Origin of the sequence: Cedecea colo, from assembly GCF_011808225.1 — a bacterium.
GTDB classification, from domain to species: domain Bacteria; phylum Pseudomonadota; class Gammaproteobacteria; order Enterobacterales; family Enterobacteriaceae; genus Dryocola; species Dryocola colo.
The window spans coordinates 320,453-340,564 of sequence record NZ_SOYS01000003.1 but is presented as its reverse complement, the minus strand read 5'-3'; the positions used below and the strand labels follow the sequence as shown (position 1 = coordinate 340,564).

Sequence of the window (20,112 nt, the reverse complement as noted above, 5' to 3'; positions counted from 1 at the left end):
AATTGTCAGCAGGACGTCCGAACCTGCTTCTATCCACAACGGTATTCCCCTTTAACTTTCTTGCCCTTTTTATACAGAGCCTGATTTTGTGTCTAAGGTCACATAAATCATATAAAAATTATAAAAAAATTTAAGTATTAGTAAGTCATGATAATTACCTTCTCTGGCCTTACTTCTTGCTTACAAAAATCGACACATACAGCATCGAATACCATGGCCAGACGTGTCTGAAACGTACTGGACACTTAATAATCAATCGCCTGTCGTTATCACAGCGGAATAGAGCTACATTCTGGATGTACCAGCTACCTGCTAAAGAAGCGATCGGCAAGAAGTAAACTTAACCATGCGGAAAATGTTAACCCTTATCAGCTCCCGGTAACGTCTGCAGGCATAACCTGACCGGCTTCTGTAAAAGCTTCCTTAAAAATTCATCCATGAAGAAAACGCTGCTTATTTACAGAAAAATAAGCAGCGTTAACGGCTAAAGCAATTATTTAAAAACCGTCGATAGAATAATGGGGCTTCTTCCGGTAATAAGCTGCAAAAGAAATCTTTTCGTAACTTTCCCAAATGGTGGTACAAACTACCCGTAGAGCGCCAATGCGCAGCGCTTGAGTAACGTGCCTATATGTAGGGTTAATATAACTTAAGATTATTTCACATTACCGATCTATTGCCGCGTGTATAGTGATTCAACGCAACACCTTACTTAATTACTTCGTGCATACTGATTGATATCGTTAATTTTTTCAAAACTTCTATATACCACTATGGAATAAGGGATTTAAATGGCTAACGGACTTGCGATTAAAACTTATTTAGATATTGCGTTGACGGGCACCAATCATTATGCCCGACAGGGTATAGCTTCATTATTAGCATTAATAGACCCCACTATAAATATAAAGATATCGGTAAGCGACTGCCAACGTCTTGATACGGCTTCTGGTGAGAAAATAGACATTTTATTTCTGTCAGCAACGGAAAGATACACCACAAGTTTAGACTGCTTAGAATTGATTACCAAAATTAAAAACAATCACCCAGAATTGGTTATCTGCATGTATTCAACACATGCCAACTCATTGTTGTGGGTGCGGGGCGATATTGATGCCTACGTATCCTTGCAGGAGCCAATTTACTACTGGCGCGCCAGTTTATTGAAAATGGTAGATAGCCGCTACCGGCCAAAGAAGAAGCCGTTGGCATTATCGCTAACGCCAAGCGAATGGAGGGTATTGAAGGAATTGAAGAAAGGGCTGAATATAAAGTATATCGCTGAAATTGAACATCTTTCCTATCGCCGCGTCAGCGCTTTAAAAAACTCAGCGACCAGAAAGCTAGGGCTCAGGAACAAGACCGACTTGCTGGTTTTTTTAACCAGCTAAGCCTGCCGGTTACCGGTAAACGCACCATATCAAATAGACGGCATTAATAGTATTCCCTTTACGTTATGGACTTTCGCCCTCAAGGTGGAGGGCGATCGAATCTCTACATCGCTACGTCAGTTAAACCGCCCAGCATACAGATTTAATCTTAATAATTTTTTCCATGCACCCGGCCCTCTGCCAGCCTGATACGATTCATTACTGATAGACTTTTCGCGGTAATAGTAGGTGCTGTTGTATCAAATGCTATTGTTATACAGCAGCGAAATCCAGATTTAAACGAGTTAACAATGACTATAATTAATGGCCAGCCATGTCGATTTCTTTACATGAAAAAAAGGGTATGGTTTCAATAAAAAAAAGATCGTTGCCATTTTTCTGGCGAATGATATTTACATACAGTTCTTGACCGACCTTTGTATAAAACTCTGATAGATTTTCCTCAACCTCCTCCTCGGATACATTATCGCCAGGATATTTTAAAAGCTTTTGATTCATCAGCGGATAAAACCCTCCGTCATGATGATAAGTAAAATATATTTTCCTGTTGAAAACGCTAACCGAGCCGCCGGGCATTTTCGACTGTCCGTTCAGGGCAACGGTTCCATAATTATTTTTAAACATAAAGTTAAAGGCTAACTTTAAGGAGTGACCATTTTTATATTGTGTCAAAGTAGCTCGGCATGAAAACGGTTGATGGGTTCTTTTTTGGTAAACTGATTGCCATGCAATACTAAGAGCAAACGCTATAAGTACGACACATGCACTAATTCCTGCGATTTTTAATTTCATGATGTTACTCGATAAAATATTCTGAAATGCAAGATGTAGAATGCTCAAAGGGTTTGTCGCATCGGATAACCGATGTACGAGAAAGATGTGGGATCTTCGTAACATAGATCCAGGGATAGTCCTGGCAGTCTTCTATAAAACGCTCACCGAAGCCCTGAGCATATTCCTGATATGACCTGGCAGGAAGCGGCTGTGACAATAATATTTTACAGCCTTTTATCGACTTAACGGCTACATAATCAGAAAAAAAATTAGATGTCGTTTTAGTGGCGTACCAGGCGATAAAAATGATTGCTATTATAACAACGGCCAAAATCAATGAGTATCGACTAAGTTTTGTCGCTAGCGATTTTTTATCATCGATTAATATCTTTTTTTGCGGGTGCTCTTCATTGGCAAGCGATATCTCAACGGATCTTCCAGCGGTCAGTTCGCTGGAGTCGCTCTTCGGCTCTTCAGGCGTAAGGGCATTAACGTCAATAAAATGTGCATTTTCATGGTCGATTTCAACTAGGGGTTCAGTAGTGAGTTTCCTGATACGCGTTCCTGTCGCCAATGTCAGACCAATTCGGGGAATAGTCACAATAATATCTTCTCCCAAACCTATACGTTTCAACCCCTTACGCAACACAGATATGTTTTGATAATAAGCGTTAGATGTCACCCTCATACCGCTCTGTTTCCAGACAATATCCATAAACTCCTGTTGCGTTACGATGGCTCCCACTCGGGAGATTAACAAAAGTAAGCAACGCCCGGCAGGAGAGTTGAGTGCTACCACTACGTCTGGATTATGAAGATCATGTAATGTGCTGGTCGCAGGATGAAACTCCACGGCTTCGTTAATAATATAATGGTTGTGCATAACTTTTTTTGGTAAACCCCGGTTTTAAATTTTATATTATGATGTGAAAATTTACTTCACAGCATAGTTAATTCTGTGCGGATAACTTATGTTACGAATGGCACGTTATCCGATCAGGCTGATTATACATAAGGCATTAAAAGGGAAAAATCTTAAAACCCAGTTATACGCCTGAATAAACAACTAGCCAAGATATCCCAGATAAAGATCAGGAAATTAGATAAAAGATCATATATTTTTATTTTATGAAAGATACAGAGCAGATAAAACAATACAATATGTGCCCCGTATATATTTCTTCCCTCACGCTTCGCATAACGCCTTTGCTCGTCTGTAAATATGCTTGCGCTCTATTTTTGGCACAACGGAAAAATAAACTCCTAAGTTAATCGTAATAACGCATCTTATTTTTTATAAAATTTCTGGTTATCCTTCAGCTTACCTCGCTCAAAAAAATGATTTTAAATCAGATGAAAACTCCCGCTAATAGTTTACTGTTTATGCCGTAAAGCAAGAAATATTTTGTGGCAATGCTCAAATCGAAGCAAACATCAGGGATACATTACGTTAATAACAAAAAGGAGTGAGGAGGATGAAATATAAAGATAGCCAAAAGGTTGCCTTACTGAGTCGCAATTATTTTGCGCGTTTGGGTGTAGAAATACTAATAAAACAAACTCACGATCGGGTTAACGTTGCCGCTTCTGTTAGCAATTATATCGATCTGGATCGGGTTCTTAAAACTCAAGCAATTGAATTGGTTATCCTGGTCGAATGCAATCAGGATATGGCTGGGGTGAACTGGTTCAGATATATTACCGCGCTAAAGAAAAAGTACCCTCGCCTGCGCTTATGTATGTGTTCTGCTCAGGCAACCTCGTTACCGTTGATCAAAGGTTATATAGATGCATACCTTTGCCTTGATCAGTCAATGATGAACTGGCAGTTACATATTAATCAGCTCCTGGCTTCTGACAGCAGGCCGCCGGAGACCAGCAAACAATATTTAGACCTGTCGGAGATTGAATGGATGATATTGAAGGAGCTAAAGGAAGGTAAAAAAATGCAGCACATTGCCGAAAGAAACCATCTCACCTATCGGAAAGTGAGCGCACTGAAGAATGCGGCGATAAGAAAACTTGGCCTGCGGAATAAAACAGACCTGTTGGTCTTTCTGACCAGATAGTCCCCTTATAGCTACCCTGTGGCCCAGTAGCGGCTAAGTATTCACTGCTGGCCCTCCCATCAAAGATAGCCAACGCTACCGATACCGTAGCAACCTGCTCCCTGAGCTTTCCCGGCTCGCTAACCCCGCTGAAAACCCGCAACTGCCGCATCAAGGAAACCCATACCTTCAGGTAAATTTCTGCCTGCATTATTTTTACCTGTAACGTACAAAAATTACTTCAAAATTTATCAGCAACAGGAAAATTATATTACCGGCAGCGGCCACTATTGTCGTCAATACAGCCCACCAGCAAATAAATCGGCAATTAGAAAAATTAAAGTTTAATAAAAATAACTGAGAGAACGTGAGTTTGCATAATATGTCATTGGCGTTACAGTTTTCCTCGCTGACAAGGAAGTAATTTTGCAATGACACTATTGTATTTCACATTATATCTCTGTACGCATCTGCGTATCAGAGATAGTGATAATGGCTAATAGATATAAGGATGTTTATGTCCTTGCAAATATTCGGAAAACTTTATTAATCATCAAGGATAAAATATGAAGACGTTAAACTTTAGCACGCTGGGTTGTGTAATTGCGCTGGCATTCTCTTCGGTATCTGCCGCGCACGCAGCAGACGGTACTGTTAATTTTACAGGTACTATTACCGATGCGGGCTGCAATGCTTTTGTCAATGGTTCTGGTGCAAAGACCGCTGATGTTAATCTGGGTAAGGTATTAAAAAGCGCCTTTAAAGGTGTGGGTTCAACTGTAGATGGCGCCGCCAGCACCACCGGATTTACTATTGAACTGAACGATTGTCCAACCACCGTCACTTCTGCCACCTTTAAGTTCGACGGCGAAAACGTTAACGGCGATGATAAAATCCTTGCCTTAACCGCTGCTGAAGGCGCTGCAACTGGCGTAGGCATTCAGCTTTATGATAAAAATCGCTCCATCCTCCAGTTAGCTAAAGCTTCTGCTGCTTACCCTATCGTTAATAAAGGTACAGGCACCAGTAACGTCCTGCCATTCTATGCCAAATATATTCAGACGCTGGGAACCGTGACCACGGGCCCGGCTAATGCAGTAGCAACCTTTACTGTTAACTACTAATTGTTTGCGGCCCAATCCCGTACGGGAATGGGCCTCTTTCATAAAGGCTGTAAACATGATCAGGAAATTTTTAGTCGTATTCACCTTTCTTTTCTGGTGCATATCTGCTGAGGCTGGCGTCGTACTGGGAGGCACTCGCGTTATTTACGAAGAGGGAAAAAAAGAAGCTTCTATTAGCATCGAAAATAAAGGCGATGTGCCCTATCTCATTCAGTCATGGATTGAGAATGACCGGGCCGGAAAAAGTAACGCCTTCTTAATCACGCCTCCCCTGTTCCGTCTGGATGGCGATAAAAAAAATGCGCTCCGCATTTTTAAATTAGAGGATGTATTACCAGGCGATCGAGAGTCCTTATTCTTCCTCAACGTAAAATCAATTCCAGGCGGCACGCTCGACAGCAATACATTACAAATTGCTATTCGTAATCGTTTAAAACTTATCTATCGCCCCACGCTTTTGCAAAAAAATTCCCCGGAGTCACAGACTCAACAATTGAAATGGGTTCTGTCGGGCAGCCAGTTACAGGTTAAAAACCCCACGCCATATTATCAAAACTTTATGTTCGTTAATCTCGATGGGAAAGACGTTGACTTAAAAGAAAAAAATTTCGTTGCTCCTTTTTCAAACGCTCACTTTGACGTGCCCGCCGCTAGCGGAAAGAAAGTTAGCTGGAAAATTATCAGTGATTACGGATCTATCGGCCCTCTACATACGGTTAATTTTTGATTGGAAACAGGAGGTTAATATGAAAAAGATTGGCTATTTTTCCCACGCCAACCGCAAGCGTGGGTTGAGGCTGTTAAAGTATTTCACGATTCTTTCGTTTTTTTTTTCCGAAAGCGCGGCGGCTAAGAGTTTTTTTAACCCGGCATTTTTGAAAAATAGCGACGAGCAAAATAAAGTTAGCGATCTTTCTTACTTCGATGCTGGTTTGCTGCAGATGCCGGGCATCTACCGCGTTGATTTATGGCTGAACGGCAAATCATTTGAAACCGTCGATATAGAGTTCAAAGCCGAAAAGCAGCGGGACAATGACGAACTTAAATTAGTACCCTGCTTCAGTCTGGAAAAGGTCCTTTCCCTGGGGTTAAAAGAAAGCTATATAAAACAGCCTACTGCATTAACCGAAGAACAAAAACGCTGTAACATCCTTTCTTTTATCCCGGACGCTTCCGCCCAATATGATATTGAACTACAGCGGCTTGACGTAAGCATTCCACAGGCCGCACTGGTCCATAAAAACAGCAGTTTTGTTTCTCCGGAAGCCTTTAATCAGGGGGTTTCGGCTTTTTTGCTGAACTACAAATTTTTGGGCAGCCATACAGCCTATGACCAAAGCTCCGCGCAGCAGGAGAGCTATAATTTAAACCTGCGTCCTGGAATAAACCTCGGCCCCTGGCGGTTACGCCATTACTCGAACTGGTCTAAAACAGCGGGCAGAGACGGTCATAACGAATCCTGGGACAATATTTATACCTACCTGCAACGCGATATTATTCCGCTGCGCAGCTTTCTCCTCATCGGCCAGGGCTCCTCTACCGGCGATATCTTTGATAGCGTCGGTTTTAGCGGCGCGCAGCTCGCTTCTGAAGAGATGATGGCACCTGAGAATGCTACCGGCTACGCCCCGGTAGTTCGCGGTATAGCCAAAAGCAACGCAAAAGTTATCATCATGCAGAATGGCTATCAAATCTATGAAAGCTATGTCTCCCCGGGGGCGTTTGAAATTACCGATTTATATCAAACGGGATCTAACGGAGATTTAAAAGTCATAGTAAAGGAATCAGATGGCAGCGAGCAGCAGTTCATTGTGCCCTATGCCTCTCTTCCGGTGCTGCGTCGTGAAGGTAGTCTGAAATACAGCCTCACTTCCGGGCTGTATCGCACCTATGACAAACATATCGATAAAACACCTTTTTCTCAGCTTAGCGCCAGTTACGGTTTGCCTTTTAATTCGACCCTCTATGGCGGCACGCAGTTAGCGTCAAAATACCAGGCCATTGCTACCGGTATTGGTAAAAATATGGGCTGGATTGGCGCAGTGTCGGCAGATGTGACCCAAGCCTGGTCGAAACAGCAAGGCGACAAAAAGACCGATGGCCGCTCTTATCGTATTCGTTACAGCAAAAATGTTACCCAGACGGGAACTAACTTTGCGATCGCAGGTTATCGCTACTCGACATCGGGTTTTTACACCATGTCGGATGTGCTTAATAGCTACCGCGATGATAAGCAACGGCACGAATCTTATCGCGTCAGAAACCGTACCGAAATGAATCTGAGTCAGAATATTGGCGATCGCCTGGGCAACCTTTCGCTGGGCGGAATGATTGAGGATTATTGGGATAACCACAGGCGAAATAAAACTATTAGCGCCAGTTACAGTAATAGCTGGCAGGGCATAAGTTACAGCATGGGTTACAGCTATGTAAAAACTATCCAGAACAGTGGTCGCGCCAAAAGTAGCGAGAACGACCAGCTATTCAGCCTGATGGTGAGCGTTCCGTTCGATCGCTGGATGAAGTCGAACAGCTCCGTGCATGGTTTTTACAATATGAATACCGCAAGGCCCGGCGAGACGAATCACATGGCAGGATTAACGGGTTCCACTCTGGAACACAATAATCTGAACTGGAGCGTTCAGCAGGGCTACGGAACTCAATCAAAAGCAAGCGGAAACGTCGATCTTGACTATCAGGGCACCTATGGCGAGCTGATGACTTCCTATGGTTATAACAAGCACTCGCGCAGGGTGAGTTATGGAATATCGGGCGGGGCAGTCATTCATGAGAACGGCCTGACGTTGAGCCAGCCGTTAGGTGAAAGTATCGCCCTGGTCGAAACGCCTGCCGCGAAAGGAACCAGCGTGATGAATCATGCCGGTGTGCGAGCCGATTTTCGCGGTTATACCGTTGTTCCTTATGTAACACCGTATCGTCTGAATGACATTGTACTGAACAGTGAAACCTTGCCTGATAACGTTGAGCTGGAAAGCAATACCGTCACCGTCGTGCCGACGCGTGGCGCCGTGGTACGTTCCGTATTTAATGGCAAAGTGGGTATTAAAGGGTTTATCCGGCTTATCGATAAATCAGGCAAAGCGCTACCTTTTGGCACCACGGTCACCCTTGTGGAGGAGCAGCCTGCTTCATCAAACTTCATAGGGGAGGACGGCAGAGTTTATTTAACCGGACTTAAGGATAACGGTTCGCTCCTTGCAAAGTGGGGGAATGAGCATGATAAACAATGCAAGGCCGCCTATGACTTCAGCAATATTCCTGCGCCATCAACGGGTATTCGCCAAATTCAGGCTCGATGCCTGTAAAAACTTCAGAAAGGTTAAGAAATGAAGAATTATATTTTTACAGCATCAGTCCTGTTCATGTCGGTTTTTTATACGGCTACGGTCCATGCTGCGGGATGCGCGGCGCTGGCTTCAGGCAGCGGCGTAGAGGGCAATAAATTAGATTATCAACTGCGAAGCCCAATAGTCGCTATTGACCTTGATGCGCCTATAGGGAGTATCTTATGGACCCGAAATATTAATACCGCCGGGATGAAGTGGATATGTCAATCCACCGCTCAACGTCAATACCGATCGACTATAGGGCCGGCATTTTCAAAAATCACCGGTTCCAATTTGCGCGGCAATATTTATGCGACCGGTATTGAAGGGCTGGGGATACAAATTACTGATTTATATCAACCGAATAAGGCAGTGCCAAATATCGCCTACCCTACGGCTCAGCAAACGTTCACCTGGTCAAATACGGGGTATACACGTATCGACTTCATTAAAGTGGGCCCGATAGGAGCGGGGAATTTGAATAATGGCCTGCTTGCCACCTATTCATTTGATGGTGTGACGGTCATGACGGTTTCAATCCTTGGTTCAAGGCTGAAGCATAAAAGTTGCACCATCGATGGTCAGCATAATCGCACCATCCCGTTAGGAACATTTAAAACCACTGACATTGTAAATAAGTCCAAAGACGTTCCCTTCGAATTAAAATTAAAATGCCAGGCTGATGCCGTACCGGTTTACGTTCAGTTTGACGCGCTGAACGGAAGCAGCGGCGATGGTTTATTGAATCTGGATACCACCGTCGAAGATCCTGCCAGCGGTGTAGCTGTCGAAATTATTGACGTCAGCGATAACATGCCGTTAAAACTGGGCAGGGAAATAAAATACCATATGAATCAGGAAACTTTAGTCAGCATTCCGCTTATTGCGCACTATAAAAAAACGGGTGCGGTAATTACCGGGGGCAAGGCAAACGCTGGAATGACGGTGACTATAAACGAGCGCTAATAACATGTACCACATATGCTTTGGCGCTTAAAAGCACGCGATTACTTCTATTTAATTAGAATCTTAATTTTTATTTACTTGTGAATCAGAGGAATTTCACAAAACTAAAGTTGTTTTTCACGCCCGTAGTCCTGAAAATGCCGATCCATCAGCACACACGCTGCTGATGATTCAATTTTTCGCAATATATAGTCGTACCAATGTTAAAATGTAACTTACAGCTTATTAAGGAATGATGATGAAAGTACTTTCTTTTGAAGAAATGAATAACGTCTCTGGTGCTTATTCCTGGGGAAACACATGGGATATCTTCAGTAACATTGGCGAGGCCATTGCTAGTGCGGCGCTTGGCGCCTCTCTGGGCTTTATGGGCGGTGCTATCATTGGCGGTAAACATGGCGGTGACGGTGGCGGTTTACTTGGCATTGGTTCTATTGGGCAAGGTGTTGGCATGATTGGCGCCGGCATAATCGGCGCAATCGGCTGCGGCGTTGCCGCAACTGTAGTCGGTTTCGACAGCTCCTGGGAATATGCACGGAAAGCAATGGATGGCATTTTCAACGGCACCTGGGTTTTGTAAGCGGGATTTAACATGACTACTGGCCCGACAAGTCGGGCCTTTTTATAAATCCAGGTAAGATACCAATGAGTCAAAGATTATTCAGACAGGAAGCCGTAGATCATCAGAGAAGCTACTGGAAAGGAAAGGTCATTTTACTAAGAGGCGTCTCGCCCCTGATAGTATCTGCATGTTGTGTCGCTTTCCTGATTCTCATCATTATCATGCTTTACTTCTTTAAATTTACACAACGAATCGATGTCACCGGAGAAGTTATTACTCTGCCTCACCCGTTAAATATTTCTTCGCCGCAGGCAGGCTCGGTATCACAACAGTTTGTACGAGTTGGCGATAAAGTTAAAAAGGGCAGCGTGCTGTTTGAACTCGACGTATCAAAAAATACCAACACGGGCAACGTTACCGATACAAATATTTCAATAATAAAAGCTAAAATCGCTAATGCTGAAGAAATTATCAATAAGCTAAAAAAGAATAAAGAAGATTTTATTGCGACGACACGCCGCCAGATACAGCGTTATGAGCACTCACTCGATGAAACGGATGGCCTGCTTGCCACAGCGAAGCAGGGGCTCTTAAGGATGGGGAAATCGCTGCAAAACTATAATAATTATCTGGATCGCGGATTGATAAATAAAGATCAACACAATAATCAACATTCGCTTTTTGTACAACAACAGAACGCTTTTCAGTCGCTCTCAACGCAAAAGATGCAAATAGAATTACAGCTGACGCAGGCGCGAAGTGATTTAACGGTAAAGCCAGCAGAAATCGATAATCAGATAACATCACAATATAACCAGCTTAGTGATTACCAGACTCAGCTTATTGAGAATAACGCTAACGGTAAGATTTTAATAAAATCAACCATAGACGGCAGAGTAGAATCGATCGCCGTGACTCGCGGTCAAATGATTGAGGCGGGTAGCAGCTTAGCACAGATAAAGCAGACGGAAGAGGTGGATTATTATTTATTACTGTGGTTACCCGACAGGAGCTTGCCGTATGTCAAAATCGGCGACACGGTAAATATACGGTACGATGCCTTTCCTTCGGATAAATTTGGTCAGTTTTCTGGCAAGTTAATGTCTATATCATCAATGCCCGTGACGCGTAGAGAGTTAGCTGATTATAACAATAGCGCAGCAGGTTCTGCTTCACCGCCCACTTTATATAAAGCCATTATTAATATTAAAGACAAAGAAATCATTTATAAAAACAAAAAATTATTATTATCGAACGGTCTTAAGGCAAAAAGCATTGTGTTTATGGAAGAAAGACCGCTTTATCAGTGGCTGTTCTCGCCAGCATATAAGATAGTACAGAGCCTTAAAGGACCGAATGATGAATAAAGAAGTTCTTGATAGTATTTTTAAAAGAATCAACTTTTCAATTAGAAACAAAGTACCGGTGATTATTCAGTCTGAATCAACTGAGTGCGGTAATGCATGCTTATCAATGATCTGTGGATTCTATGGTAAAGACATCGATCTGTTCAATTTTCGCAACCTTTATGGATCGTCTTCCCAGGGAGCCACATTAAATGTTCTGAACACCATCGCCCAGAAAGCAGGCCTAAAAACCCGCGCCCTGTCACTCGATATTGACGAAATAAAAGAGCTGCGCTTGCCTTGCATAATGCATTGGTCAATGAATCATTTTGTTGTCCTTGTGGCCATCAAGCGCAACCGCTTTGTTATTAACGATCCAGCGCTGGGCAGACGCACTGTTCATAAGAAAGAGTTGTCAGAAAACTTTAGCGGCATTGCGCTTGAAGTCTGGCCCGATAGCGATTTCAGGCAAGAAAAACGGCGCTCCCGTCTCAGGCTGTTGGATTTGATGCGCAATATCGTTGGCCTGAAGTCAGCGCTGACCAAAATTTTCATGTTATCCATCGTGATTGAAATGGTGAATCTTCTTTTGCCTATGGGAACCCAACTTGTTACCGATCACGTCATAGCGGCACATGATGAAAACTTGTTATTGGTAATCTGCGCAGGTTTAACTTTTTTTACCATCTTTAAAACCTATGTCAGCATGATCCGCGCGTGGGTGTCTCTTAAGCTGAATACTCTGACCGATGTTCAATGGAAAACCAGCTTTTTTGACCACTTGCTTAGCCTGCCGCTGGCCTTTTTTGAGAAGCGGCAATTGGGAGACATACAATCACGGTTTTCCTCATTAGACACTATCCGCTCGACGTTCACTAACAGCATTGTAATGGGCATTATTGACTCGATAATGATTGTGGGCCTGCTCATCATGTTGAGCCTGTACGGTAGCTGGCTAGTTTGGGTCGTGCTGGGATTCACCCTCTGCTACGCAGCGATGCGAATCGTTACCTATAAGTTTTATCGCACCATTAGCGAGGAATTGATTGTTAAACGCGCACGTTCAGGTTCCCACTTTATGGAGTCCTTGTACGGTATCGCAACAATAAAATCGCTTAACTTAAAAAGCCGACGTTCGCAGCACTGGCTTAACACTAATATTGATGTCAGCAACGCCGGTCTGAAACAGACGCGTTTTGATATGTTATTCGGCGGCATCAATACCTTTATTAACTCACTCGACCAGGTCGTAATTTTGTGGCTGGGTGCGTTGATGGTGATCGATAATAACATGACTATCGGTATGTTTATGGCGTTCAACGCCTACCGCGGGCAATTCGCGCAACGCGCCACATCGCTTATCGATCTGGCGATGCAGCTGAAAATGCTGTCACTGCATAACGAGCGTATCTCAGAGATTGTCTACAGCGAACCAGAAACGGAGTTGCCCGCCAGAAAGATCTTTGAAGATAACGTTGGCGTTTCCTTGCAGGTTCAGGATTTGGCATACCGGTATGATGCGCTTGCCAGGCCCATCTTCTCAAATGTGAATATTACCATTGCGGCAGGCGAATCCGTAGCCCTGGTTGGCGCATCCGGGATCGGCAAAACCACCTTATTAAAGGTTATGTCAGGCCTGCTAACGCCGGAGCGCGGCGAGATTTTCATCGGCGGGTTCGATAGCAAAAAAATCGGCGTTAATAATTTCAGGAGCAGTACCGCCTGCGTATTACAGGAGGACCGCCTGTTTTCCGGTTCCATTGCGGATAATATTTCTGGCTTTGACGACAACGTTGATCAACAGCTGATTATTGAATGCGCGATGAAATGCAATATTCATGAAGAGATTCTACGCATGCCGATGGGTTATGAAACCCTTATCGGCGAGTTAGGCTCGGGCATTTCAGGTGGCCAGAAACAGCGTTTGCTGATCGCGCGGGCTTTATATCAAAAACCCAATATTTTGTTTATGGATGAAGCAACAAGCCACCTTGATGTCAACAACGAAAAAATGATTAATGCATCGATCGAGTCATTAAATATAACCCGAATTATTGTGGCCCACCGCCCTTCAACCATTGCCTGTGCGGACCGGGTAATTGATTTATCACAAATTCCTTCTTCACCATCTTCGATTATTAAGGAGACTTTTTGATGGGTGTATTAACAGGGATCAACACCGGGATTATTAAATCGCCAAAAGGCGTGCTGGCGATTGTGCTTAAGGCTTCGAGCACGCCAGCTATTGAACATCTGCTGTATTTGCCGCCCGATCGATTGCAAGAGCTGATGTTTGCGACCTGTAGTTGTTACAGGTCGCTGCAAATGATGCATCAGCATGAACCTGAGCGTATAAAAAATAAGGTTGTGGCCGATACGCAGGCGTTGAGTAATAATATTCCTGGCGTCACGCTTGATGAGATACACAATCCGCTAATTGAACGTCGCGTAACGAGCTTTATAATGAAGCATCGACAGGATAACGTGCGCTTCTTATTCTTCTTGCAGAACGATGAAGTAGTCACTCTGGAATTGACATTAACCCAGATGGAATATGTACTAACCATGCTATTAAGCACGGTGCGGAATGCGGAGGATGCCTGGTTGACTTCCGTATGTTTAGACGCTAATGATTTCACGCCTTTTTATACCGTAGATTTCAGTAATGCACAGCATGCAGGAATTAAGTACCAGCAGTTTGACGTGCCAGACTGGAAATCCGCGGTTTTTGAGCATTATTATTCTATCATTGCTACCCAGCACGACGGTAATATAACATGCGGTGCAATTATCAAAGCCGGACCCGCACTCGATAACAGCCGTGCCGGGAAGATTGGTCAATTTTTATTACAAAACAATTCATTATTATTGCCATATCAAAAAGAAATAGCAAAGTTTGATTGTATGATGCTTAACGTGCCCGGAAACGAAGGAGATCTGGATCGTTTACTACGCGCGCATCTGGAGCACCGAACCATGAAGCTGAATTAAACTTCTTTATTTATCGAATGATTAACGGCCCAGGCAAGAAATAAATAGTATTTGCAAACAGACCGCTTTGAAAAATTCAAATGACAGCGGGCTACTCCATCACCGTCTTTCCAGAAAATAGTTCAGGGATGACGGTAAATAAAAAAACAAATGCCGCCTCTGTTGGCGGCATTTCTCAGACTGATGATAAGCTCTTAACCAGCACAGGTTGAACCTATACCACCGAATGAAAAAATAAGTAAAATCAACGGGTTGATTTTCGTCTGATAGCCACAAAGAAGAAAGAATCACGCTTTTTCCTTCTTTGTCAGCAAGCGAATAAATGCCGCCTCTGTTGGCGGCATTTGTTTTCAAGTATCAACTCAAGGTTGAAGACGGCGTAGTCAATTTTTCGCTTTTTGGCGCTGCCGCGCACCACAGTTCATCATAGTTGTAACCGGTAAGGTCCTCCACGATATGGCGCGTTTCTGGCGTCACATCCTGCTTAAGTCCATCTGCTTTCAGCCGCTCAATCTCGCTCACAAAAATCATATGTGTACGCTTATTCAGATGGAAGGTCAGCGCCTGCCAAAGCGCAATCAGCAGCAGCCCTGCGGTACCAACAAACAACAGCATCGCAATAGTGGTAATCGCTTCCTGCGGCTGAACCTGGCTGCCCTTAACGAAGCCACCGCTTTGCAGCAGCAGACCGACAGCAAAGGTTGCAATAGCTACCGTTGTTTTCCGGGAGAACGTCATAACCGCAGCAAACAGCCCTTCGCGGCGCTGGCGGGTAATCATTTCGTCGATATCCGGAATAAACGGGAAGACGTTCCATGGGGTAAATTCCAGAACGCAGCGCCCAACCTGATATATCCCGGCGAGGATCACCAGCAGCATTATTTTGTTGTCTGTCGGGAACTGGTAAACCAGGAAGAAGCCGCCCAGGCAAAGCATCATTAAACTATAAGCGAATATATAGAGGCGGGACGGGCCAAACTTAATGATCGCCATCCCTGCCAGCAGCGTCACCGGCAGTCCGACAATACTCATCGACAGCAGCGTTCCCGCAAGCGAAGATGAAACGTTCAGGCAGTAAACGCAGAAGAAGACGAATACTGTGTTGTAGACATCCTTTGCGGTGAAGGAGAAAAGATAGATTGCCAGGTGCTTGCGGAATGCACGAACTTTCAGCGTAGAAGCGTACTCCTTAAACAGGTTGCCGACGGCTACAAGCTTCTCGCCGGCGCTCGTGTTTGTGCGTTCTTTTTCTATCTCAGCCAACATTTCCGGCGTCAGCTCCCGCTCCCAGGTCACTTTCCAGGAAATAAAGACACAGAGCATGAACATCACGGCAAAAACCACGCCGTTGATCAGATAAGCATCGGCATTATTTTCACCGAGCTGGCCGATCAGCACGCCCGGAATAAAGGTAGCGAGGAACGTGCCGGAAGCAGAAAGGAACATGCGGCAGGTTGACAGTTTGGTACGGTCATTGAAGTTTTTCGTCATCTCAGAAGGTAAAGTTTCCCAGGGAATCAATACCACTGCGGCGATAATCTCAAACGCCAGATAGACGGAAAGATAGAACCAGAAGTTCATGCCGTTTAGCCACAGCAGGATATAAACCAGCATTAGCGGCGCACCGATCAACAGGAAGAAACGGCGGCGGCCAAACTTCTTGCCCAGGTAATTCTTATAAAAATGGTCGGTGATGCTGCCCATAAACAGGCTAACCACCGCATCAACAATACGGGCGACGGCAACGATGGATGCAGCTTCAACCGGCGATAAGCCAACGAAAGTGGTGTAAAAGAAAAGCAGCCATGCACCAATAACGGTAAATGCTCCGCCGCCCATTATGTCCGTCATACCGTAACCGATACTGACGGGAATTGTGACTTTTCTGCTCTTACGGGTCATAGTTTATCCCTGTATCAGGCCTGTCAAAAACGAAAGTAGCGGCGGGCGTTTTCCACGCAAATGCCGCGAATCATGGATTCAAGGATCCCGTTATCTTCCGGCACTTCCCCTCTTTCCACCCAGCCGCCGATCAGATCGCAGAGGATGCGGCGGAAATAATCGTGTCGGGTATAGGAAACAAAGCTGCGTGAATCGGTGAGCATGCCAATAAAGTTTGCCAGTAAGCCCTGATCGGCAAGCGTATTGAGCTGATTAACCATGCCGCGTCGCGTATCGTTAAACCACCAGCCGGATCCGAATTGCAGCGGGGATTTCACCCCGTCTTCACCGCTCTGGAAGTTTGCAATAGCGGAAGCGATAACGTCGTTATAGCTGGCGTTGAGGTTATAAAGAATGGTTTTTGGCAAACCGCCATTTCCGGCCATCGCGCTCAGCAATGCATTCAAACTTGCCGCCAGATGCGTTTGATCGCCAATGGAATCGAAACCGCTATTTATCCCGACCTGGGCGAACATTAGCGCGTTATTGTTGCGAATGGCGCCAAAGTGGATCTGCATCGCCCAGCCGCGCTGTTTGTACATTTTGGCTAAGGCGACAAAAATAGCGCTGTCCCAGGCCCGCAGCTCATCATCATTCAGCGCTTCACCCGTCAGACGTCGCTGAAACAGTGCAGTCTGCCCTGCTTCATCAAGCTTGTGGAAACGTAGTTCCAGCGGGCCGTGATCGGAAATCCGACAGCCGATACCGTGGAAAAAATCCACGCGCGCTTCGAGCGCTGCCAGCAATTCGCGGTGAGACGTAATCGCTATGCCGGTTTTCTGTGACAGGCGGGAAATAAAGGTAAGGAAACGATCCGGATTGGTTTCGAACAGTTCATCCGGCCGGAAGGTTGGCAGCACGCGAGTCGAAAAGTCTGCTTTCTTTGCCAATAACTGATGGTATTCCAGATCGTCCAGCGGGCCATCCGTTGTGCAGAGCGTCTCCACGTTTGAACGTTGAATCAATGCCTGAGGTAAAAAATCATCGCGGCGCAGTTGTTCATTGCAACGTTCCATAATGCTACGCCAGTTTTTGCTGCTTAACGTTTCGTCGATATGAAAGTAATTTTTTAGCTCAAGGTGAGTCCAGTGATATAACGGGTTGCCAAAACTGGCCTCAACGGTTTGCGCCCATGCCTCAAACTTCTCTTCTGCCGGAGCGTTCCCGGTGATCTTCCGCTCCGGGATCCCGTTTGCGCGCATAGCGCGCCATTTGTAGTGGTCGCCTTCCAGCCAGAGTTGGGTAATGTCCTTAAACGTTTTGTTTTCCCAGATGGCTTTGGCTTCCAGATGGCAGTGGTAATCAATAACAGGCAGCGCTTTTGCCACTTCAGAATACAACCGCCGTCCCGGTTCGTTATTTATCATGAAACAGTTATTAATCAGCGTCATCTTAACTCCACATGAGGATTATTTTTCGGTAAACCATGCCCTTCTGGTGCTGAAATTTTTATGCAAAAGTTTTTTGTGGCGCTCACGTTACACCGGTCATTCTTTTTAAGTCTACTACCATACAAGAATGAATAGAGAAATTGTGACTCAAGTCATACTATCCTGCCGAGGGTAAAAATAAGGAATTACCTTAAAGCAAATTAATATAATTCGAAGCGCTAAAGGCGTTGAATCAAAGCTGGAAAATTAATTAAAACAAAAAATTCGATATATTTTAACAATTTTAGAAAATGGCAAATAAATTATCTGGCTATAAAATTTTGCGTCGAAAAAAGGACGCTTTTTTCAGCTTTATTTCACTAATTTTTCACAAGAGGGTTGATCGAAGCGTAATTACTGCATACCCTAGAAAAAAGATACTAGTATGGTACTGTTTCAGCAGAACATAACGTGATGAATAAGGTGGATGCAAGATGCAGATGACAATGCGCTGGTTTGGACCACAGGAAGATAAAATCCCTCTGGAGCACATCCGGCAGGTTCCGGGGGTGGAAGGCGTTGTGGGGGCGCTGTATGACGTCCCGCCAGGAGAAGTCTGGCCGGTTGAAAAAATTAAAGCGCTGGTCGAGCAGGCGCATGCCGCTGGCCTGAAAATGGAAGTCATTGAAAGCGTCAATATTCACGACGATATCAAGATTGGCACGCCAGAACGCGACCGCTACATTGAAAACTATAAACAAACCATCCGTAATCTCGCCGGCTTCGGCATAAAAGTCATTTGTTATAATTTCATGCCGGTATTTGACTGGATGAAAACGGATATGAACTACGTTCTGCCAGATGGTTCGTTGACCATGGCTTTTGAAAAGCACGGGATTGATAAGTCGCTGGAAGAAGTTGTAAAAGAAGTGCTGGATAACGCTAATGGCTTCGCATTACCGGGCTGGGAACCTGAGCGTCTGGCAAAAGTGCAGGAATTATTCGCCCGCTATAGCGATGTGGATGACGATAAGCTACGGGAAAATCTGTTTTATTTCCTGCGTGAAGTTATTCCCGTCTGTGAAGAAGTCGGTGTGAAGATGGCGATTCATCCGGACGATCCGCCGTATTCTATTTTCGGGCTTCCGCGTATTGTAAAAAATCATGCCGATCTGACAATGATTTGCGATACCGTAGATTCGCCCGCTAACGGCATCACGCTATGTACAGGATCTATTGCTGAGGATCCGAACAACAATGTGTATGAGATCCTTGCCGAATTTACCCGCCGTAAGCGTATTCACTTTGCCCACGTCCGCAATATTAAGCTGATTAAGGATAAAGACTTCTACGAATCAGCGCACCCGTCACAGTACGGTTCTCTGGATATGTATCGCGTTATGCAGGCCCTTTATGACAACGGCTTTGACGGCTATATTCGCCCGGATCATGGTCGTTTCATTTGGGGCGAAACGGGTCGCCCGGGATACGGTCTTTACGATCGCGCTTTGGGCGCAACCTATTTACTGGGGCTCTGGGAAGCGCTGAGCAAAAAAGAACGGTAATAAACGCGACAGGATGTTGCCCTGCTTCTACTAAAAAACCAGCCATGCTGGCTGGTTTCAGACTGATGGCAAACTTTTAACCAGCGCAGGTTGAACCTATACCGCCGAATAAAAATAAGGAAAATCAACGGATTGATTTTCGGCTGATAACCACAAAGAAGGAAAAACCACGCTTTTTCCTTCTTTGTCAGCAACCTAAAAGCAGCCATGCTGGCTGGTTTTAATCTTATCCAGATACGTGAATGTTAACTCTTAGCCGTATTCACCACCTGCCCAAAACCTTTGCCATCCAGCTGCGCTTCCGGTGCGGCAAAGAAATCGATATTGAAATAGGTGTCATCGGTCAGTAACTCAATGCGATGCCAGTACTGCGGCGGACTTACGCCAAAACAGCCTTCGTTAATCACTATCTCAATTTCTGGCGTGGTGTCATTTTCGTTTTTAAAACCGATGTATTTTACCGCCCCAACCATAACGGACAGGCGGCCATACACATCTTTTTTAGTGTTGTGATGAGTTAGCAGCGCTTTCGGTACGGAGTCTTTATTCCAGAAAGGCGTGGAACGAGTGTGTTGATAATCTGCCGGGATGCGATGTGCCATGAGGTTCTCCACAGTGTAAATGAAATCTATTCTTATCTAAGCAATACACATGCCAGAAATTCAACTCTTTGTTTATTATTAGAAT

Annotated in this window: 16 protein-coding genes; 11 read left to right on the top strand and 5 right to left on the bottom strand. The window is 44.7% G+C overall.

The genetic code is table 11. The annotated features are described in order from the left end of the window. Positions 1–791 precede the first annotated feature (791 nt). Positions 792–1,391: a helix-turn-helix domain-containing protein gene (locus tag E2L00_RS09885; RefSeq protein WP_167610493.1), complete on the top strand. Its 600-nt coding sequence runs from the start codon at positions 792–794 to the stop codon at positions 1,389–1,391. Positions 1,392–1,691: 300 nt separating this feature from the next. Here the strand turns inward: E2L00_RS09885 and E2L00_RS09880 are convergent, their stop codons facing one another. Together E2L00_RS09880 and E2L00_RS09875 are read right to left on the bottom strand one after the other, a co-directional pair. Beyond that, positions 1,692–2,183: a hypothetical protein gene (locus E2L00_RS09880; RefSeq protein ID WP_167610490.1), complete on the bottom strand. Its 492-nt coding sequence runs from the start codon at positions 2,181–2,183 to the stop codon at positions 1,692–1,694. Between the two features lie 4 nt (positions 2,184–2,187). Next, positions 2,188–3,048: a winged helix-turn-helix domain-containing protein gene (locus tag E2L00_RS09875; RefSeq protein ID WP_167610487.1), complete on the bottom strand. Its 861-nt coding sequence runs from the start codon at positions 3,046–3,048 to the stop codon at positions 2,188–2,190. 592 nt (positions 3,049–3,640) lie between these two features. On the opposite strand from E2L00_RS09875, the gene E2L00_RS09870 reads away from it, so the two are divergent. From E2L00_RS09870 to yjeJ, 9 genes are all read left to right on the top strand, one after another. Continuing rightward, positions 3,641–4,234 carry a LuxR C-terminal-related transcriptional regulator gene (locus E2L00_RS09870; RefSeq protein ID WP_167610484.1) on the top strand — a complete coding sequence of 198 codons (594 nt, stop codon included), beginning with the start codon at positions 3,641–3,643 and terminating at the stop codon, positions 4,232–4,234. Positions 4,235–4,779: 545 nt separating this feature from the next. Further along, the gene (locus E2L00_RS09865) at positions 4,780–5,337 is read left to right on the top strand and encodes a fimbrial protein (RefSeq protein WP_167610481.1); all 558 of its coding nucleotides are present in this window, start codon (positions 4,780–4,782) and stop codon (positions 5,335–5,337) included. Between the two features lie 55 nt (positions 5,338–5,392). Continuing rightward, entirely contained in the window at positions 5,393–6,064 is a 672-nt protein-coding gene (locus tag E2L00_RS09860; RefSeq protein ID WP_167610478.1) for a fimbrial biogenesis chaperone, read from the top strand. Positions 6,065–6,083: 19 nt separating this feature from the next. Then, on the top strand, positions 6,084–8,663 hold the full coding sequence (locus E2L00_RS09855) for a fimbria/pilus outer membrane usher protein (RefSeq protein WP_167610475.1): 2,580 nt from the start codon (positions 6,084–6,086) through the stop codon (positions 8,661–8,663). Positions 8,664–8,684: 21 nt separating this feature from the next. Further along, positions 8,685–9,650 carry a fimbrial protein gene (locus E2L00_RS09850; RefSeq protein ID WP_167610472.1) on the top strand — a complete coding sequence of 322 codons (966 nt, stop codon included), beginning with the start codon at positions 8,685–8,687 and terminating at the stop codon, positions 9,648–9,650. 238 nt (positions 9,651–9,888) lie between these two features. After that, entirely contained in the window at positions 9,889–10,230 is a 342-nt protein-coding gene (locus E2L00_RS09845; RefSeq protein ID WP_167610469.1) for a hypothetical protein, read from the top strand. Positions 10,231–10,295: 65 nt separating this feature from the next. Further along, positions 10,296–11,579 carry an HlyD family secretion protein gene (locus tag E2L00_RS09840; RefSeq protein WP_167610466.1) on the top strand — a complete coding sequence of 428 codons (1,284 nt, stop codon included), beginning with the start codon at positions 10,296–10,298 and terminating at the stop codon, positions 11,577–11,579. Beyond that, a complete protein-coding gene (locus tag E2L00_RS09835) occupies positions 11,572–13,713 on the top strand; it encodes a peptidase domain-containing ABC transporter (RefSeq protein ID WP_167610795.1) in 2,142 nt (713 codons plus the stop codon). Before E2L00_RS09840 ends, E2L00_RS09835 begins: the two co-directional genes overlap by 8 nt. Beyond that, positions 13,713–14,549: a YjeJ family protein gene (gene yjeJ, locus E2L00_RS09830; RefSeq protein ID WP_167610463.1), complete on the top strand. Its 837-nt coding sequence runs from the start codon at positions 13,713–13,715 to the stop codon at positions 14,547–14,549. Before E2L00_RS09835 ends, yjeJ begins: the two co-directional genes overlap by 1 nt. A gap of 357 nt (positions 14,550–14,906) precedes the next feature. Here the strand turns inward: yjeJ and E2L00_RS09825 are convergent, their stop codons facing one another. After that, complete coding sequence (locus E2L00_RS09825; protein ID WP_167610460.1) at positions 14,907–16,451, bottom strand: MFS transporter; 1,545 nt, start codon at positions 16,449–16,451, stop codon at positions 14,907–14,909. Between the two features lie 23 nt (positions 16,452–16,474). Next, positions 16,475–17,881, bottom strand: coding sequence for a glucuronate isomerase (uxaC, locus tag E2L00_RS09820; RefSeq protein WP_167610457.1), 1,407 nt, complete (start codon positions 17,879–17,881; stop codon positions 16,475–16,477). Positions 17,882–18,354: 473 nt separating this feature from the next. On the opposite strand from uxaC, the gene uxuA reads away from it, so the two are divergent. After that, complete coding sequence (gene uxuA, locus E2L00_RS09815; protein ID WP_167610454.1) at positions 18,355–19,425, top strand: mannonate dehydratase; 1,071 nt, start codon at positions 18,355–18,357, stop codon at positions 19,423–19,425. Positions 19,426–19,670: 245 nt separating this feature from the next. Here the strand turns inward: uxuA and E2L00_RS09810 are convergent, their stop codons facing one another. Next, positions 19,671–20,027: a TehB family protein gene (locus E2L00_RS09810; RefSeq protein ID WP_167610451.1), complete on the bottom strand. Its 357-nt coding sequence runs from the start codon at positions 20,025–20,027 to the stop codon at positions 19,671–19,673. Between the last annotated feature and the right edge of the window lie 85 nt (positions 20,028–20,112).

Excerpts from the sequence above, each read along its gene's own strand:
- E2L00_RS09875 (WP_167610487.1), bottom strand. The coding sequence starts at position 3,048 with ATGCACAACCATTATATTATTAACGAAGCCGTGGAGTTTCATCCTGCG.
- uxaC (WP_167610457.1), bottom strand. The coding sequence starts at position 17,881 with ATGACGCTGATTAATAACTGTTTCATGATAAATAACGAACCGGGACGG.
- E2L00_RS09865 (WP_167610481.1), top strand. The coding sequence starts at position 4,780 with ATGAAGACGTTAAACTTTAGCACGCTGGGTTGTGTAATTGCGCTGGCA.
- yjeJ (WP_167610463.1), top strand. The coding sequence starts at position 13,713 with ATGGGTGTATTAACAGGGATCAACACCGGGATTATTAAATCGCCAAAA.
- E2L00_RS09885 (WP_167610493.1), top strand. The coding sequence starts at position 792 with ATGGCTAACGGACTTGCGATTAAAACTTATTTAGATATTGCGTTGACG.
- E2L00_RS09860 (WP_167610478.1), top strand. The coding sequence starts at position 5,393 with ATGATCAGGAAATTTTTAGTCGTATTCACCTTTCTTTTCTGGTGCATA.
- E2L00_RS09835 (WP_167610795.1), top strand. The coding sequence starts at position 11,572 with ATGAATAAAGAAGTTCTTGATAGTATTTTTAAAAGAATCAACTTTTCA.
- E2L00_RS09825 (WP_167610460.1), bottom strand. The coding sequence starts at position 16,451 with ATGACCCGTAAGAGCAGAAAAGTCACAATTCCCGTCAGTATCGGTTAC.
- uxuA (WP_167610454.1), top strand. The coding sequence starts at position 18,355 with ATGCAGATGACAATGCGCTGGTTTGGACCACAGGAAGATAAAATCCCT.
- E2L00_RS09845 (WP_167610469.1), top strand. The coding sequence starts at position 9,889 with ATGAAAGTACTTTCTTTTGAAGAAATGAATAACGTCTCTGGTGCTTAT.
- E2L00_RS09870 (WP_167610484.1), top strand. The coding sequence starts at position 3,641 with ATGAAATATAAAGATAGCCAAAAGGTTGCCTTACTGAGTCGCAATTAT.
- E2L00_RS09855 (WP_167610475.1), top strand. The coding sequence starts at position 6,084 with ATGAAAAAGATTGGCTATTTTTCCCACGCCAACCGCAAGCGTGGGTTG.
- E2L00_RS09850 (WP_167610472.1), top strand. The coding sequence starts at position 8,685 with ATGAAGAATTATATTTTTACAGCATCAGTCCTGTTCATGTCGGTTTTT.
- E2L00_RS09880 (WP_167610490.1), bottom strand. The coding sequence starts at position 2,183 with ATGAAATTAAAAATCGCAGGAATTAGTGCATGTGTCGTACTTATAGCG.
- E2L00_RS09840 (WP_167610466.1), top strand. The coding sequence starts at position 10,296 with ATGAGTCAAAGATTATTCAGACAGGAAGCCGTAGATCATCAGAGAAGC.
- E2L00_RS09810 (WP_167610451.1), bottom strand. The coding sequence starts at position 20,027 with ATGGCACATCGCATCCCGGCAGATTATCAACACACTCGTTCCACGCCT.